A 16,753-nucleotide genomic window follows, 5' to 3' on the forward strand; every position below is an offset into this window, starting at 1 on the left:
AAAAGTCAACCTTTAATTTTCATTTAGGAGGTTGTCGATTCCATGTGATAAGATGGCGCTATGAAAACCGATCATCCTCTATCGCGATCTTTCATCCGATTATATCTGCTGTCTTTTTGTTTCTTCAGCGCGAATTCCATTCTTACCGTGATTCTTCCGCTGCGAAGCGATGCGCAGGGAATCGGCGAAACGGAAATCGGGCTGATGATGGGGGCGTACATGCTCACTTGCTTGCTCCTCCGTCCTTGGGCAGGCCAAACGGTCGCCAAATACGGAGCGCTCCAGGCGATGCGGACGCTTCTCCTCCTTCATGCAGCCGTGCTTATCCTCTATGCGGTTTCCGGCGTCGAAACCTACTTGCCCCTTCGCGCGCTTCAAGGAGCCGTTACGGCATTTTTCTCGATGGCCATGCAGATCGGTCTTGTCGACACGCTTCCGGAGAGAGAGCGGGCGCAGGGATTATCGCTGTATACGTTATCCACCATGCTTCCTCAGCTTTTCGGTCCCATGACCGCCTTGTATATATGGGAGCAGGGGCAGCCGCAAATCTTCACGGCAGGGATGATCTTCCTCGCCATCTTTACATGGCTGTGCGGCTTGTCGGTACCGCTTCCGTCTTCCTCCACTAAGGGTCAATCGTACACCTTCATCGACTTGATGAAATCGGGGAAACAGTTGTGGACCCATCGCGCTCTGAGGATTTGTTCCGCGGTCATGCTGCTCGGAGCCGCCGTGTTCGGGTCGATCATGACCTTTCTTCCTTTGTATTTGGAAAGGGAAGACAGGGGGAATGCCGGACTTTATTTGATGATTCAGGGAGCGGTCGTCGTACTTTGCCGGTTTGCTCTCCGCAAGAAAATACCGTCCGACGGCCGCTGGAACGCGTCGCTCATTGCAGGACTTCTGCTGCTTTTCGCAGCGGGCTCGCAGGCGCTCGCATGGCTGCCCGTTACGGATTACGGCCTCTATCCGGCAGCCGTTTGCAATGGGATCGCCATCGCACTGCTTTATCCGACGCTGCTCACTTATTTGACCTTTGTTTTGCCGGCGGAATCCCGCAATCTATTGATCGGCCTCTTCATTTCTTCGTACGATCTCGGTTTTTCGCTCGGCGGATTTCTGATGGGAGCATTGGCGGACTTGTTCTCCTATTCGGCGATCTACGTTTGCTGCACGTTCCTCAGTATCGCGGCTTTCGCGATGGTGATCGGCAACCGGAACGGAATGCCGACGACGGATGAAACGGATAAGGGGTAGCCTACGACCCGACAAATACGCGTTTGGACCAGTCGGGCCTCCGAGTCTTCCCGTATGATGTAGCAATCTTTCCCGGCAAACCGCCATGCATGGCGGTCATCCCCCGGGGCCATACGCCGACAAGGAGTGATGAGGCTTGAAAGGTGCCGGCTCGCGGCATGTCAGCAGCAAGCTGTTGAAAACGAAGGCGCTGCTGAATAATAAGCGGCTGATCCCCCATATCCCGCGCACGAAACGGTTCAACCGGAAGACGCTGCAAAGAATGCTGCGCCGATACCGAATGGTCTATCTGAAGCCCGTGCACGGTCTCAAAGGAATCGGCATTATGAAAGCGGAGAAACGAGGGAAGAAATGGGAGCTCCGGCACGAGACGAAGGCGGACTTATTTAAGGACGTTCCGGCGTTATACCGGTCCATTCGCAGGCGGATCCGCAAGAAGGCTTATTTGGTCCAAAAAGGGATCCGGACGCTTCGGTATCAAGGTCGTCCGTTCGATTTCCGGATCATGGTGCAGAAGAACGAGCAGCGCGAATGGGAGGTGACCGGGATCGTCGGGCGGGTCGCGCCGCCGAACCGGATCGTAACGAACCGGAGCCAGGGCGGGACGTGTATGCCGGCGCGCAAGGTGCTGCGTCCGTCGATGAAGAAATCCGAAATCGGGCCGTACGTGGATCATCTGTACCGGCTGAGCAGGAGAATCGGGCGGCAGTTCCGGAAGTCCTACCCGAACGTATGGCAGCTGGGCGTCGACATCGCGGTCAGCCGCAAGTTAAAGCCTTGGATTCTGGAGGTCAACACGAGCCCGGCCGTTACGCCTTTCCTGATGCTGAGCAACCGGAGCATGTACCGCCGGATTGCCCGTCTGGTCCAGTGGAACAGGAGTCGAAACGCAAAATGAGGACGGCAGGGAAGCTTTTTCTGGACGACAGACGCCCTGCCCCGGGCGGGTTCCGGTTGGTCACGTCCGCCAAGCAGTGCATCGAATGGATGGATCGGCATCGTTTCCGGGTCGTTTCGCTGGACTATAACCTGGGGCTGGGGAAACCGACCGGGTACCAAGTCGTTCGGCACATGGTCAGGCGGAACCGGTTTCCCGATCAAATCATCATCCACAGCAACAGCCGACTCGGCAGAGAGAAGATGTACCGGCTGCTGCTCCGCCGCAAGCCCGAACAGGTTCGCGTACGGATTCGGCCCTTGCCGGCCCCGCGTTGAATCGTGCAACGCTCAACATGCAGATGCCCTCACCTCAGGTACCAGGTGGGGGCTATTTTACGCCAATACGGAATGTTCCCAGTCTATCCTACATACGCATACTAAAAAATAGACTAGAGGATGATGGAATGAGAAAAAAAGTTCTTGTTTTCTGCGATGCAGGTATAGATGATGCCATTGCCCTTATCTATGCGCATTATTCAGGTCAAATAGAGCTTGTAGGAATTGTTTCTGATTATGGAAATGTTCCTGGGGATTATGTGCTTCGAAATGTGCATTATCTTCTTTCTATTCTTGGATTACAACATGTGTTGGTTTTTGAGGGAGCAAAGCGACCCATGACGGGAATTGAACCTGCTTTTTCCTTTGATATTATGGGTTCTCATGGTCTAGGCCCCATTGTTCCACCTGAAATGCCTATGGTCAAAACGTATCGCTTTTGTGAAATTCATAAGTTGATTGAGCACTACAAGCATGACTTATCTATTATTTGTACGGGCCCTTTAACCTCTTTGGCCTCCTTATTTTTATTTCATGGGGAGGTTGCTGATTTAGTTAATGGATTTCATGTGATGGGGGGAGCCTTTATGGTTCCCGGAAATAGTAGTCCAGCAGCGGAAGCCAATTTCTTCAACGATCCCTATGCAGTCAACCTCGTTTTTCGCTATGCGAAAAAGCTGACCCTTTTTCCTTTGAACGTAACGATGAGGGCCCTCGTTACACCTGAAATGACAGAGTCTATTCATTTCAAGGGTAAGTCCAGATTAATCAAACCTTTATTAGAGCATTACTATAGCTACCATAAAAAAGTCAATCCTGCGATTACGGGAATCCCTATACATGACCTTCCGCCATTTATGGCGTTGATCCATCCACAGATGTTTTCCTATATGACATTACCTGTAGAAATGGTCGTAGATAAAGGAGTTGCTTTTGGGCAAAGTATAGCTGATTTTAGGGTGCCCAAGGGTGAAAAGAAAGAGGAGCATTTCGCTACAATCGCGTTGAATATGGATAAGGAATTATTTGATAAGGATTTTATGAGGGTCATGACTTAAAATATTCGTTGACAGGAATATTCCTTAGATGGTATATTTAATTTGCGAGTAGGGGAAGCCCGATGGAATCGAGGTGAGAAAGATGACCGAAACAGGTGAAAACATCCGCCCCGTACCGGAGGCAAACATTCGACTCGACAGAGGAACATCGGGATTATGGACATAACGACTTTCAGCGCTTTGGCCGAACCCAACCGCATGCGCATCGTGGATCTTCTGCTGGACGGTCCGCTGACCGTAGGGGAGATCGCCGAGCGGGTGGGGATGCGCCAGCCCCAAGCGTCGAAACATCTTCGCGTTCTGCTGGAGGCCGGGCTCGTGGAGGTGCAGGCAATCGCCAACCGCCGGAATTACAAGCTCCGCTTGGAACCCTTTCAACAGCTGGACGCATGGCTCGAAACGTACCGCGACATTTGGGACGAACGGTTCGACGCTTTGGAGAGTTACTTGCAGAAACTGAGGGCCAAGGAAAACAAGCAAGACCCATCCGATTGACCATTTGAGGAGGAACGATTCATGACGAACAAAATGTTGACCAAGGTAGAGGGCAATGTCCTGATTTTGGAACGGGTATTCGATGCGCCGCGCGAGCTGGTTTTCGAAGCGTTCACCAAGCCCGAGCATCTGAAGCGCTGGTGGGGGCCCCGCGGATGGACGCTGACGGTTTGCGAAGTCGATTTCCGTCCGGGCGGCGTCTGGCACTACTGCATGAAGTGCGAAGACGAGAAGCAGGGGGATTTCTACGGCATGGAATCTTGGGGCAAGGGAATCTACCATGAGATTGAGGCACCCGGGATGTTCACTTATACCGACTATTTCTCCGATGCGGAAGGCAACGAAAATACGGCCATGCCGTCCACCGAAGTCACGAATTCGTTCCTCGAGCAAGACGGCAAGACGAAGCTCGTCAGCCGGGCCGAATACGCTTCCGAGGAAGCGCTCAAAACCGTCCTGTCGATGGGCATGGAACAAGGCATCACGGAAACGTGGGACCGTCTGGCCGAGCATCTGCAGTCGATTCGATAACGGCGGCATCATCACAACAAAAGCGATCGCGCTCTTCGGAGCACGATCGCTTTTTTGGCGCGGCGCCCGCTCAGATTTGAACGGCCAACGCGCTGAAGGAAACGGGGCCCACGACGTCCACTCGGGTATTCGCGGTAAGGTTCGACGCCAATACCTGGTAAACGTGGCGCCCGGTTGCCACGTTGCGGTCGATTGCCTGAAAGGTGATTACGTAGTTTTGCTCCGAACCGCTCGATTCGACGCCTTGCACCGTGCTGAAAATCTCCATGCCGTCCCGGGTAACCTGAAACAGCACTTGAGCGATTCCGGTAACGCCTCTGACACCGACCGTGGCGACCAATTCGACCCGATTCGGCTGTGCGTTGGCGGGAATCGTGAGCACTAAACTGGCAACCAGAGAAGTGTTGGGGGACCGCCGGATCGTATAAGCGGTTGTCAGGTCGAAGGCGCGCCGGGGTTCCACGGCGCTTTTGTTGAGAAGACGAGCCATTGCCTACATCTCCCTTCTTTTTGAAGTCATGAACAAGTTATGACCGGGAGACGGAATAAGCGTGGACGACTTGTCCCTGTTCGGAAAATCAGGCCAAAGACTTGCAGTAGACGTCCCGTAATAAGTAAAAACGACTTCGTCGTCCTCCAGGAACGGAGGATGTCGTTTTTATCGAAGATCATTCGAAAATGCTTATAAGTTCCGAATGATAGAAAAAGCTTTGCCAGGAGGAGTTCCTCCGGGCAAAGCCTCTCTTGGTTACTTGCTGTCTCCGTTCAAGTAGTTGAAGAAGGGAACGTCCGTCCAGAAATCGTAATGTTCGACTTCTACTTTCGGATCGACTTTCTTGAACCCGTCGATAACGGCCTGCGATTGTTCCTTCAACGAGAAGGACTGCGCGTAGTAATGGCCGGCCGTGATTTTGTTGTTCGTGATCTGCTTATAATCCGGCAACTCGGTCAGCGAGTAGTACAGCGGTTGCCACCACGAGCCCGCGATCAGGCCGGGTTGGTCTTCGCTGTTCTTCTTGGCGTAAGCGAGAATGATTTGATTAAACCGTTCTTTGTCCGCCGCGTTACGGAATTCGAAGGCGAGGTCGTACTCTTTGGCGTATTCGATATAATTGCCGTTGGCGATTTGGCGCACTTCGAAGAGATCGGACGTTCCCGGGTCGCCCCAGTCTTTCAAATAAACGAAGGCGGACGTTTTCGGTTCGAATTGCACTTTGGCGTCGATGCCTTCGCTGCGCAGCAAGCCGATGAGCTGCAGCGCGTGTTTCCAGTCCGAATGGCCGTAGACGAGCGACAGGGATTCGACGAAGTTGGCGTCGTAACGGGCGTCCTTCAGGTTGTAGCCCGTAACCAGGTTCTGCTCCAGCGCGGCGTCTACGACTTTCTGAAGGGAATCCGACCGGATGATGTCCGAAGCGGTGTACGCGTCAGTCAGCTTGTTGTAGATATCCGGATCGCTGACGTATCCGACGTAATGCTTATAAAGTCCTTTCAGCGAGAGGACTTTCCCGATCAGGACGACGGACAGCGGCTCGGACGCGGCTAGCTTCCCTCTCAATTCGCCGTAGTATTCGGCGGGCAGAAGGCCGGTGTCCGCCGCCGCCGCGATGACTTGGGCCGACCGCGGGGTGAAGCGGACCGGGTTCAGTTTCAATTTGGCGAACGCTTGCTCCACCTTAGCGGCTGGATAGGTATCGGCAAGTTCCTGCAAGCCGGCCGCCTTGACGGCGATTTGGACGGCGTTCTCCGCGGTCAGGCGCACGGAGGCTTGGACGTTCTCCGTCGTGATGATGCCGTGCTGGAACAGCGCCTTCGCGTCGTCGAAGTAAGGGCTCGAGGCCGGGAGGTCCTTGAAAGCGACAGGCTCAGCGGTCGGTTCGATCCGCAGGGCGTCCGCCAGCGCGGCGAGGAAGTCGCCTTTTTTAGGCTCTTCGGGAAGGTCGATGCCGAGTTTTTCTTTCAGGAAAAGGCCGTACTCGTTCGATGTCTCCGCTGGCGCCACGGCGGCGGATCGGGACGGATCGGCGGCCTGGGCGACGCTCGCGGATACGGTTACGGCGCCTAGCGCTCCGACGAGCAGCAGCTTGGCGAGAATGATGGGCTTTTTTTTCATAGGCAGAATCTCTCCTTCTAAATATTCATATTAATCCTGTCGGATTTAATAAATTTGTGGAAAATGTTAACACCTCTCTATGGGCGTGTCAATCGTTTTGAAGAAAATCGCAGGCAGATGAGCATGCTTCAGTGTGAATTTAGCAACTTTTATTCACATGGGAGAAATAAAATGGTAAGGTAAATGGACGTCTTCACTTGAAGGAGGTATAGAGCCATGCTATATCCGTCGATCGATGAATTGGCGCACAAGGTGGACAGCAAATATACGCTGGTCGTCGCCGCATCTTTAAGAGCACGGGACCTAAGGACCGGCAAGAAATCCGAAATGATGGCTCCGCAATCGTCGAAAGCGGTCGGGATCGCTTTGGAAGAGATCTACCGCGACTATATTGCCATCGAACGCCTTTGATCCCGAAACGGCTGAAAAGCATGAAAAAAACGATCGCTCCCCATCCTGGGGTTCGATCGTTTTGGTATCATGACGCCTTTCGGTTATCCGGCCGCATGTTCGGCATGCGCTTGATTGAGCATCGATTTCCAATCGCGAAAATCGGTTTCCCTATTCACGTGCCGGTCGAACAGTTCGTCGGGAATATTGTCGATGTCCGCTTGGGTTTTCACGTCAAAGTTCCCTTTTCGGAGAAACTCCTCGAAGCTTTTGAAGGAAGACCAGCGCCGCATGAAGGTTTCATCGAATAACGTCTCCAAGGAAATAGGGTCTTGCGTGCCTTCGTTTGCCTTTTGGCCCTGCAGCTCCCTAAGCAGTTCGTCGAAGGAAATCGGCTTGTTTTTTCTTTTCAGTTCCATCACTCCTGAAACATTTGATCCCTTATGATAACATAATCGTTTGCTTCGTGCTTGCCGATATGGTATGCTTGGTCTCCAAACCGATAAAAAACCTTGAAATCACCTATTGAAGAGGGTTCGCATTATCCAATGGTACCTTTCTCAATATGTGATTTTTGTTTATAACAGAAAAAACATGTTAATCTATTTCAGGAGGCATATCGATTATGCAAACGGGAACGGTAAAATGGTTTAACGCGGACAAAGGTTTCGGATTTATCGAAGTGGAAGGCGGAAGCGACGTATTCGTCCATTTCTCCGCCATTCAAGGCGACGGTTTCAAATCGCTCGACGAAGGCCAGCGCGTTCAGTTCAATATCGTGCAAGGAAATCGCGGGCCCCAAGCGGAAGGCGTTATCAAACTGTAAACGAACGAAACTGCCCTTAACGTCAGGTTAAGGGCAGTTTTTATGGGAAGAAGGGTGTTGCCTTGGCCTATCGAGGGAAACCGGTTGAAGAACTCCCCTTGGAAGAGACGGTGATTTGGACCTGCGGGAACGAGGATTGCAATGTGTGGATCAGGGATAATTTCTCGTTCGCCACGGTGCCCGTTTGCCATCGATGTCACTCTCCGATGATCAGCGGGGTCAAGATGCTTCCGCCGCTGATGAACACGAACAAAGACATGAAGTCCATCAAAGAAGGCATTCGAATCTTGTAGTCGCGCGCTCGCGCGGCTTTTTTTCTACCGTTGACCAATCATGCAACAGCAAGGTCAACCCTTATTGGATTGATCCCCTATCTAGATTCGGCAACTTTTGCTCCCGTTCCCTCGTCAGCACTCCATTCTGGCTCGAATGGCAAGATTCTGTCGGCCAATTCCGTCGCCACAGCCCTCGGGCAACGTCACGTCATTGAGCCGAAACGCCTCATTGCGCTCCGTGAGGCTGCCATTATGCGTGATGCTTGCGGAAGTCTCCCGGCGTGACTCCAGTGTGCTTCTTGAACGTCCGGTTGAAATGGCTGATATGGTTATAGCCTACCCGCGTCGCGATCTCGGTCACGCTAAGATCCGTTGCCCCGAGCAGTTCCATCGAGGCTTGAATGCGTATGGCCGATAGGTACTCGATATAGGACTTCCCTCTCACCAGCCTCAACATGTGGCTGAAATAGGAAGGAGCCATCAGCGCTTTGGCCGCTACCTCCTCCAAATGCAGATCCTCCTGATAATGCGATTCCATGTAAGCGATCGCTTCGTAGAAGGCTTCCCGGTGCAGCGCGACCTTCTGATGCTCTTGCCGGCTTTGCGTCCCTGCATAACGTTTGTACTGTCGGCTGGTAATGACGAGAAGCTTGAGCAGATCGGCCTTGATGGCCAGCCGGTAGCCTTCCTCTTGCTCCTCCCATTCGGAGAGGATGGCGTTCAGCAAATGCTCGACCTCGGTCTGGACGGAGGAGGGAAGCGCCATTTTGGGCAGCAGATCGGCTTCGGAAATGAGCGGACGGATATACGCGAAATCGACGAACGTCTGCATCCTCCCCAGGTCCCGGAAGCCTTCGTTGATCGCATGAGGCATGAAATCGACTTGGATCAGGGTGAAATCCATCGAATCGCGGGGACCGAGGCGATGCTCCTGAAAAGGAGGGATCGAGAAGAGATCGCCTTTGGTCAGCACGTACTGCCGGCCCGCCGCCCAATGAAAACAGCTGCCGGACTTCATGTAGCAGAGCTGCAGGTGCTCGTGCGCGTGCACGGACCGATTCATGTTGAGGGGCGTCCGGACCTCGATTTTGAACGGGAAATCCTCGTCCAGTACCTCTTTGTACGCATAAACCGGATATTCGGGCATGACGTCCTCCTCTTTTCGGGGCTCGTTCGCGCCTTGTTCTCTTAAGACAAGGTTACAAGGATTCTCGGAAATGTGCAAAAAAAACGCGGAAAAGGGAAAGCGTGACCGGAAACCCCTTGCCATAATAGGAAGCAAGCCTGAGCAGCCCGCGCGAGGAGGAGGGGAAAAGAGGCATGAACCGTCTGGCATTCAGCACGCTGCCTTGCGAGGGTTGGACCTTGGAGGAGATGGCGGCGATCGCGAAGGCATGCGGTTATGGCGGAATCGAGCTGAGAGAAGGGGAGGCCTGGGGGATATCCGCCGGGATGACGCCCCAAGAACGGGAAGCCGCGCTTCGCGTTTTCGAGGAACAAGGCATCCGCGTTACGAATATCGGCTCAAGCGTAAGCTTTACGGGCGGCGAAGGGGACGAAGCGGAATTCGGCCATTTCCGGAATGCCGTCCTGCTGGCACGGGATTTGAAGGCTGCCGGGGTTCGGATTTTTCTCGGTTATTTCAATACCCGGAAGAACAACCCGATGCCGGACATTCCCTATCCCGCGATCGTGGCCCGGATCCGAACCGCATGCGATTTTGCCGCCGCCCGCGGCGTGCAAGTGTGGATCGAAACGCATAACGAATTCGCCGCCGGCCGTTCGCTTCGCCAGCTGCTGGATGACGTAGAGAAGCCGAATTGCGCGGTCATCTACGATGTCATCCACCCGCTCGAAGAAGGAGAAACGCCGGAAGAGACGATCGCGCTGCTCGGCTCGCAGTGCGTTCATGTGCATGTCAAAGATGGCGTTCCTCATGAGGATCCGCTGGAGGCGAGCTGGAAATATACGAAGGTCGGAGCGGGGCGGGTACCCATCTCCTCCATCGTCCGCCTCTTGGAACAAACGGGTTATGCCGGTTATTACTCTCTCGAGTGGGAAACCAAATGGCGGACGGAGCTGAGGGTGTGCGGCGCGGAGCCGGCGGTCGTTATTCCCCGGTATGTCGAATACATGAAGGACGTGTTCCGCTCTGACGAAATGAGGATTCCACGGTGAAAACATTGGTTGCGATCGCGAACGCGGATTTGCGGGAATTGTTTTGGCGAAAGCTTACGATTCATAAGCTGGCCGGCATTTCCGAGACGGATTTCATCCCCTTGAATGAGCCGTTCTCGAGCCGGGATCTCGCCGAACGGATCGGCGATTACGACGCCTGCATCACATCGTGGGGATCCCCGGTCTTTACCCCCGAGGTGCTGGCGCGCGCCGGAAAATTGAAGTTCATCGGTCACGGAGCGGGCAGCGTGGCGTCCATCGTGAACGAGGACGTGTTCGATACCGCCATTGCCGTCACGTCGGCCAACAAAGTGCTCGCGCTCTCGACCGCCGAATGTGCGGTCGCCCTGATGCTGGCGGGAGCATGGCGCATGAAGGAGTACAGCGCAAGGATCGCGAGGGGGGAGTGGAGCAACAACAATCGGGAAACGGTTCTCGGCGTAACGAGAAGGGTGATCGGTCTCGTAGGATATGGCGAAATCTCCAAGCAAGTCATCCGGATGCTTCGCCCTTTCAACGCGACCGTCCTGCTGTACTCCGGTTACTGCACGCAAGAGGAAGCGGCCGCGCGCGGCGTGGAGCTGTGCGGGCTCGACGAGCTGTTCGAGCGCTGCGACATCGTCTCGCTGCATAATACGTGGACGCCCCGAACGGAAGGAATGATCGGAGCCGAACAATTGAAGCGGCTTCGCGACGGCGCGCTCTTCGTGAATACGGCGCGAGGTCCGATCGTGCAGGAGCGGGCGCTGTTGGAGGAGCTCCGCACGGGACGTTTCCATGCTGCCCTCGACGTTTACGACCGGGAGCCGCTGCCCTCGGACCATGAGCTTTCGGAGATGCCGAACGTCCTGTGTCTGCCGCATATCGGCGGGTTTCACGGCTTGCTGAAGCGCGAGCTTTGCGATTTTATCGTCGACGAGCTGTACCGTTTCGCGAAAGGCGAAAGCTTGCTCGGAAAAGTTACGGTTGAACACTACCGCAGGTTGACGCCGAGATAATCTATACACGGCTTCGCCGGCTTTGATAAGATATGGAAAACCGGCGACAGCCGGTAAGCCATACCGGAGGCGGGGACGGCATGAGGAAGATACAACCGATTCTTTTCATCCGAAACGGAATGAATTCCCTGTTCGCAAGGCTCATAGCGGGGTTTTTGTTCATCGTGCTGCTGCTGGCTTCCCTTACTTTGTATTCCGTCTCCGTATCGAAAAACGACTTGAAGCAAGAGATCGTCAAGTACAACACGAACCTGCTCGACCATTCGAAGGACAGCTATGAAAAGCATCTGAATCTCGTTAAGCAGCAGATGCTTCTTTTTTTTACGAGCGAAGAGATAATCAGGCTGCAGAAGAAACCCGATAACGTGGACTATCCGCTCATCGTCCGGGAAATCGCGCGATGGACGACCGTTCCTTACTTGTACATCAACAATATCGTTTTCTATTCGAAGAAGGACGACCTTGTGTTGGAGAAAGGGACGAGCACGAATGCGGAATCGATGTTCGAAGTCTTCTCCTCAAGCAAGGAATACCCGTTGGCATTCTGGAGGCGGCAATTCGCGGAGTCCTACACGTACCGGATCTTTCCGTCCGCGGTGATGGCCAATACGATGTTTCGCGACAGTCCGCAGCTGCTCGGCGAGCTCAAGCCGATCGTGATCAAGAGCATCGACAACCCGGATTTCTATATGGTCGTATTGCTAGATGCCGGCAAAATGTACGACGCGTTCCACCAGAGCGTGTATAAGGACTTCATGATCTACGACGATCATGGTCAGCCGATATTCGCCAGAACGGGACAGGAGCCTTTCCTTGATTTCGAACAATTGCGCGAGCTCGGTGCGGGAGGCGCGTTCATCCGGGACGGGAAGTATTACTTTCTGAATCAGGGCGAACAAACCGGGTTTACCTACGTCTCCCGCGTGCCCGCCGACCGGATCGCCGCCCAGACGAGGATCAACATCACGCTCCTGGTCATTATCCTGGCGGCCATCGCGCTCAGCGTCCTGTTCTCGTTCCTCTTCGCGGCGCGAATCAACAACCCGCTGAAGAAAGTGATCGAGTCGATCCGGAGGATGAACGACGAACCGCCTTACCGATCGAAAATCAAGGAGTTCAACATCATCAGCGGCCAAATCCACGGCAACCGGATGTTATACCGGCAGCTGTCCTTCATCAACCACCTGAAGGCCATCCGCGGCCATGAGTCCGATGCTCCGGAGCTCGATTTCAAGGGCAAGCCGTTCGTATTCGTTCTCTTCCAAGTCCAGCCCGACCGCAGCGAGCTCCATTCGCCGGAAGTCGTGCAGAACTGGCTTTATTATTTGAGGATATTCATAGACAGTAAACTGAAGCCGGGTTTCCCGGACGCTTTGACGTTCCAGATCGAACGGGATCAGATTCTTAGCCTTGTGTTCACGGAACGGTCGGAGGAAGTCATCGAGCAGCTGAGCCAAATAAAGCACGTGTTCGATCAGGACTTGGAGCACGGCGTCGTTACGATGGCCGTCACGTCAGCGTATTCGGCATCGGATCAATTGACCGCGGCCTATGAGGAGGCCCAGGAGCTGGCGGGCGAACGGCTGATGACGGGCGAGACGCAAATCATCCTTCGCCGCGGCGAAGCGCCCGTCGCGCTCGGCTTTTCGCCGGATCAGGAGAAGGAGCTGGAAGCGAACCTGAAAGCGGGGAATGCCCCCCAGCTTGCCGCCTTGGTGGAACAACACTTCGCCAGGTGGCATCGCGACGTTCCGACGGCGGCATCGCTGGCGAGGTTTGCCGAATCCGCCGCCGGAAAAATCCGCAACGCGGTAACGCCTTTCCCCCTGGAGCCCGAGGAAGCCGATGCCTTGTTGGGCAAAACGGGGGAGCGGATCGGGCGATGCCGAACGGTGAAGGAATTGGAGAGGGTATTGGTCGAATGGGTGACGAAGTCGGCGGAAGCCGTAAGGGAGAAGAAGGAAGAGAAACATCCGATTACGTCCCAAGTCGTCGATTACATTCACGAACATTTGGCGGACGAGATCTACCTGGACGTACTGTCGGCCAAGCTCAAGATGAGCAGCGGTTATTTGTCTTCCTATTTCAAGGCCAAAACCGGAATCAATATCGTGGATTATATCAACGAAACCCGGATCGCGAAGGCGGCAAGCCTGCTCGACGACGACCGCCTCAAAATCCGGGACGCCGCGCAGGCCGTCGGTTACCGGAACATCACTTCGTTTAACCGGATGTTCAAGAAATACACGGGGCTGACGCCAAGCGAATACCGAAAAAGGAACGAATCGAATTGAACAAGCCGGGATTGACGTATGAGGGGCTCCTTGACAAATTCGCGAATCCTCCCGCGGCGTTTCGCTCCGTGCCGTTCTGGTCTTGGAACGGCAAGCTGGAGCAGGAAGAACTGAATGCCCAAATCGAAGGCTTCAGGGAGCAGGGAATGGGCGGGTTCATGATGCATGTCCGGGAAGGGCTCGAGACGCCTTATTTGGGCGATGAATTCATGGAACGCGTCAAGGATACGGTCGCCAAAGCGAAAGCCGAGGGGATGCATGCGTGGTTATACGATGAAGACAAGTATTCCTCCGGCATGGGAGGCGGCATGGTGCCCCGCATCGGCGGAGACGCGGTGCGCGCCAAAGCGTTGTCGCTGACAGTATGTCGGCGCTTCGAGCAGGCAGACGAGTCGGTGCTGGCCGTCTATCTCGCGAGAATAAGCGCGGACGGAAATGAGCTGCTGAGCTGCGTGCGGTTGAAGGAAGCGGATGCCGACGATCGAGGTGTTCAAGACGATGAAGTCTATTTGGTTATGCGCCGGCATGTCGCTTCCCCGAACGAGTGGTGCCATGGCGACACGTATCCGGACCACTTGAACCCCGAATCGACCGCGATTTTTCTGGAGACGACTTACGAGCGGTATAAGTCGGCCGTCGGCGAAGAATTCGGACGGACGATTCCCGGGATCTTCACCGACGAGCCCAGCATTCTCGGGTTCAAGGAAGGGCTGGATCAGCCGGAGATGACTTGGATCCCCTGGTCGGACGTGCTGCCCGGGGTATTCGCCGATAAGCGCGGCTATGAAATATGGGATCGTCTTCCGTATTTCTTCTTCCATGGCCGGCCTTCGTCCAAAATCCGCTTCGATTTCTGGAAGACCGTCACCGAGCAGTTCTGCGAAAGTTATTCGAAAGCAATCGGCGACTGGTGCCGGGAGAATGGGCTTGCTTTCGCCGGCCACTATTGCGAAGTTGACGTAGTAGGGGCGACCCGGCATTGCGGTGCCGTCATGCCGAATTACCGCTATTTGGATATTCCCGGCATCGATACGCTGTGCGAGCAGACGGACGAAAGCTTGACGGTCAAGCAGGTGTCGAGCGTAGCGAACCAATACGGGAAGAAGAGAGTCATCTCGGAAACCTACGGCGTGACGGGCTGGGATTTTTCATTCGAAAGCCGCAAATGGATCGGGGATTGGCAGTTCGCGCTCGGGGTGAACCTTCTCACCTACCACCTCGCGTTATACTCCCTTCGCGGATGCCGCAAGCGGGACTATCCGCCTTCGTTCAATTACAACGTGAACTGGTGGGAGCATAACCGCGTCATGGAAGATTATTTCGCCCGGCTTGGCACGGTATTGAGCGAAGGGAACGTCGTCCGGGACGTGTTGGTCCTTCACCGGGCGACGTCGGTCTGGGCCCTGCTCGGCCAGGATGTGAAGGCGAAGGATTGGCTTGGTCAAGGCGGGAATAACGAAGCGCTTGGCCGGTACGATCAAGAATTTAACGATTTCGTCCGCCGGCTGCTGGGCGAACATTACGATTTCGATTTGGGAGACGAGCTGATCCTGCAGGAGATCGGAAACGTCGATGGCGGGCGGTTGCGGGTCGGCGAAGCCGAATACCGGGTGGTCGTGCTGCCTTCTCTCGTGAATCTGCTGGGATCTACGCTCGAATTGCTGCTTGAGTATCTGAACTCGGGCGGGCGAGTGCTGTCGTACGGCCAGGTTCCGACGATGATGGAAGGAGAACCGGCCGAAGCGCGGCTGCGGGAAATGCTCCGGCATCCGCGCTTGAAGCACTTTCGGTCCGTGGACGGCCTTGTCGCGGAATTGGAAGCCGGCTTATCCCGTTCCGTCAGCTTGACGCTGCCGGACGGACGGCAGGCGGACCGGCTGCTGTATATGCGCCGGGAGCTGCGCGATTGCACGGTCGTGTTCGTCGTCAACAACGACAGGGAGAATGCGCATGACGTCGAAGTCCGGTTACAGGGCGGCGGCCGTCTGGAAGCGTGGGATCCGTTGACGGGCGGGAAGGCCGAAGTGCCGGTCGTGTCAAAGGACGACAGCGTCTTGTTCCGGGAACGGTTCGGTCCGGCGGAATCCAAGCTCTACGTCTTGTCCGGCGACGAGGCGGGGCATACGGGAACGATTCGGCGAGACCCCGGAGCTCTTACGCAATCCGCGTATTTCGCTGTGGGACTCGGAGAGCCGGTCTCGTTCGCGCGGACGGCACCGAACGCCCTCGTACTGGACCGGTGCCAATACCGGTTTGAGGGAGAAGCCTGGTCGGAGACGATGGACGTTTGGCGTGCCCAGAAGGAAATCCGCGCGAGGTTGGGCATGAGACAGGTGTACGCGAACGGCAAGCTCCAGCGGTACTTCTGGGTGCACGAGCCGCACGGGAATGACGGGAAGCCGGTCGACTTCCGTTTCGTCTTCCACGTGCAGGACATTCCCCCGACGGATACGTTCGTCGCGTTCGAGCAGGCGGAACGGTTCCGGTTCCGGCTGAACGGCGAGCCGATCGTCGAGGGGCCGCAAGGGTGGTACCTCGACCGCTGCATGTCGACCGTCAAGCTGCCGGTGCCGGTGTCCGGAGAGAACGTGCTCGAAATCGGCTGCGAATACATTCACGATATGGAAATCGAGGACGCTTTCCTGATCGGCGATTTCGCGGTTGACGGCAGCCGCCGGTTGGTCCGGGAGCCCGGGAATCTTCGTCTCGGAGACTGGTGCCCGCAAGGGTATCCGCATTACTGCGGCAGCATGGTCTATCGTTTCGAATTCGAGGCGGATCTGTCGGCGGGGAACCCGATCGTGATGGAAATGGGCGCCTATGAGGCGGTTACGTTGAATCTGACCGTAAACGGACGGCACGGTAAGGCGATCCCTTGGCGTGCGGCGGGAACCGTCGAGCTGACGGAATGGCTTGTCCCGGGGAAGAACCGGATCGAGGTCGAGGTCGTCGGGAGCCCCCGCAACCTGCTTGGCCCTCTGCACGTGAACAGGCCGGACGGTGCCTGGCTCGATTGGTGGTCGTTCCATCCGACGGAGCGGGAGTATACGGGGGAATACGTGCTGCGTCCTTACGGCTTGATGGGGGAGATTCGGCTTTACCGTATAGAGAGCAATTGATTCC

At 55.3% G+C, this 16,753-nt stretch carries 17 protein-coding genes; 13 read left to right on the top strand and 4 right to left on the bottom strand.

The genetic code is table 11. The features are described 5' to 3' along the window. Positions 1 to 60: 60 nt before the first annotated feature. The 6 genes from cntE (at position 61) to GE107_RS16885 (ending at position 4,556) form a co-directional block, all read left to right on the top strand. Entirely contained in the window at positions 61 to 1,257 is a 1,197-nt protein-coding gene (gene cntE, locus GE107_RS16860; RefSeq protein WP_219641161.1) for a staphylopine family metallophore export MFS transporter CntE, read from the top strand. Between the two features lie 136 nt (positions 1,258 to 1,393). Then, on the top strand, positions 1,394 to 2,155 hold the full coding sequence (locus GE107_RS16865; protein ID WP_219641162.1) for a YheC/YheD family protein: 762 nt from the start codon (positions 1,394 to 1,396) through the stop codon (positions 2,153 to 2,155). Continuing rightward, a complete protein-coding gene (locus GE107_RS16870; RefSeq protein ID WP_219641163.1) occupies positions 2,152 to 2,472 on the top strand; it encodes a cyclic-phosphate processing receiver domain-containing protein in 321 nt (106 codons plus the stop codon). Before GE107_RS16865 ends, GE107_RS16870 begins: the two co-directional genes overlap by 4 nt. A gap of 128 nt (positions 2,473 to 2,600) precedes the next feature. After that, positions 2,601 to 3,530 carry a nucleoside hydrolase gene (locus tag GE107_RS16875; protein WP_219641164.1) on the top strand — a complete coding sequence of 310 codons (930 nt, stop codon included), beginning with the start codon at positions 2,601 to 2,603 and terminating at the stop codon, positions 3,528 to 3,530. Positions 3,531 to 3,686: 156 nt separating this feature from the next. After that, complete coding sequence (locus GE107_RS16880) at positions 3,687 to 4,025, top strand: ArsR/SmtB family transcription factor (RefSeq protein WP_219641165.1); 339 nt, start codon at positions 3,687 to 3,689, stop codon at positions 4,023 to 4,025. A 21-nt stretch (positions 4,026 to 4,046) separates the two neighbouring features. Further along, positions 4,047 to 4,556: an SRPBCC domain-containing protein gene (locus GE107_RS16885; protein ID WP_219641166.1), complete on the top strand. Its 510-nt coding sequence runs from the start codon at positions 4,047 to 4,049 to the stop codon at positions 4,554 to 4,556. Between the two features lie 70 nt (positions 4,557 to 4,626). Here the strand turns inward: GE107_RS16885 and GE107_RS16890 are convergent, their stop codons facing one another. Together GE107_RS16890 and GE107_RS16895 are read right to left on the bottom strand one after the other, a co-directional pair. Next, positions 4,627 to 5,046, bottom strand: a complete 420-nt coding sequence (locus GE107_RS16890; RefSeq protein WP_219641167.1) for an exosporium protein C — start codon at positions 5,044 to 5,046, stop codon at positions 4,627 to 4,629. Positions 5,047 to 5,304: 258 nt separating this feature from the next. Then, positions 5,305 to 6,669, bottom strand: coding sequence for a hypothetical protein (locus tag GE107_RS16895; protein WP_219641168.1), 1,365 nt, complete (start codon positions 6,667 to 6,669; stop codon positions 5,305 to 5,307). A 216-nt stretch (positions 6,670 to 6,885) separates the two neighbouring features. On the opposite strand from GE107_RS16895, the gene rpoZ reads away from it, so the two are divergent. Beyond that, positions 6,886 to 7,080, top strand: a complete 195-nt coding sequence (rpoZ, locus tag GE107_RS16900) for a DNA-directed RNA polymerase subunit omega (protein ID WP_219641169.1) — start codon at positions 6,886 to 6,888, stop codon at positions 7,078 to 7,080. A gap of 83 nt (positions 7,081 to 7,163) precedes the next feature. Here rpoZ and GE107_RS16905 read toward each other — a convergent pair whose 3' ends face one another. Continuing rightward, complete coding sequence (locus GE107_RS16905) at positions 7,164 to 7,451, bottom strand: hypothetical protein (protein WP_219641344.1); 288 nt, start codon at positions 7,449 to 7,451, stop codon at positions 7,164 to 7,166. Between the two features lie 233 nt (positions 7,452 to 7,684). Here GE107_RS16905 and GE107_RS16910 point away from each other — a divergent pair, with 233 nt between their 5' ends. Both GE107_RS16910 and GE107_RS16915 read left to right on the top strand, forming a co-directional pair. Next, positions 7,685 to 7,885 (top strand): cold-shock protein, encoded by a 201-nt coding sequence (locus GE107_RS16910; protein ID WP_219641170.1) that lies wholly within the window; start codon positions 7,685 to 7,687, stop codon positions 7,883 to 7,885. Between the two features lie 62 nt (positions 7,886 to 7,947). Next, positions 7,948 to 8,178, top strand: coding sequence for a cold-shock protein (locus GE107_RS16915; RefSeq protein ID WP_219641171.1), 231 nt, complete (start codon positions 7,948 to 7,950; stop codon positions 8,176 to 8,178). A 232-nt stretch (positions 8,179 to 8,410) separates the two neighbouring features. On the opposite strand, the gene GE107_RS16920 is transcribed toward GE107_RS16915, so the two are convergent. After that, the gene (locus tag GE107_RS16920; RefSeq protein ID WP_219641172.1) at positions 8,411 to 9,307 is read right to left on the bottom strand and encodes an AraC family transcriptional regulator; all 897 of its coding nucleotides are present in this window, start codon (positions 9,305 to 9,307) and stop codon (positions 8,411 to 8,413) included. A 173-nt stretch (positions 9,308 to 9,480) separates the two neighbouring features. Between GE107_RS16920 and GE107_RS16925 the strand changes: the two genes are divergently transcribed. The 4 genes from GE107_RS16925 to GE107_RS16940 all read left to right on the top strand — a co-directional run bounded on the left by GE107_RS16925 (position 9,481) and on the right by GE107_RS16940 (position 16,749). Continuing rightward, positions 9,481 to 10,338 carry a sugar phosphate isomerase/epimerase family protein gene (locus tag GE107_RS16925; protein ID WP_219641173.1) on the top strand — a complete coding sequence of 286 codons (858 nt, stop codon included), beginning with the start codon at positions 9,481 to 9,483 and terminating at the stop codon, positions 10,336 to 10,338. Then, complete coding sequence (locus tag GE107_RS16930; RefSeq protein ID WP_219641174.1) at positions 10,335 to 11,336, top strand: hydroxyacid dehydrogenase; 1,002 nt, start codon at positions 10,335 to 10,337, stop codon at positions 11,334 to 11,336. The genes GE107_RS16925 and GE107_RS16930 overlap by 4 nt, the downstream gene beginning before the upstream one ends. A gap of 80 nt (positions 11,337 to 11,416) precedes the next feature. After that, positions 11,417 to 13,630: a helix-turn-helix domain-containing protein gene (locus GE107_RS16935; protein WP_219641175.1), complete on the top strand. Its 2,214-nt coding sequence runs from the start codon at positions 11,417 to 11,419 to the stop codon at positions 13,628 to 13,630. Beyond that, positions 13,627 to 16,749: a glycosyl hydrolase gene (locus GE107_RS16940; protein WP_255570560.1), complete on the top strand. Its 3,123-nt coding sequence runs from the start codon at positions 13,627 to 13,629 to the stop codon at positions 16,747 to 16,749. Before GE107_RS16935 ends, GE107_RS16940 begins: the two co-directional genes overlap by 4 nt. The last annotated feature ends 4 nt before the right edge of the window (positions 16,750 to 16,753 follow it).

It is taken from the genome of Cohnella sp. CFH 77786 (genome assembly GCF_019400745.1).
In the GTDB taxonomy this organism is placed as follows: Bacteria; Bacillota; Bacilli; order Paenibacillales; family Paenibacillaceae; genus Cohnella.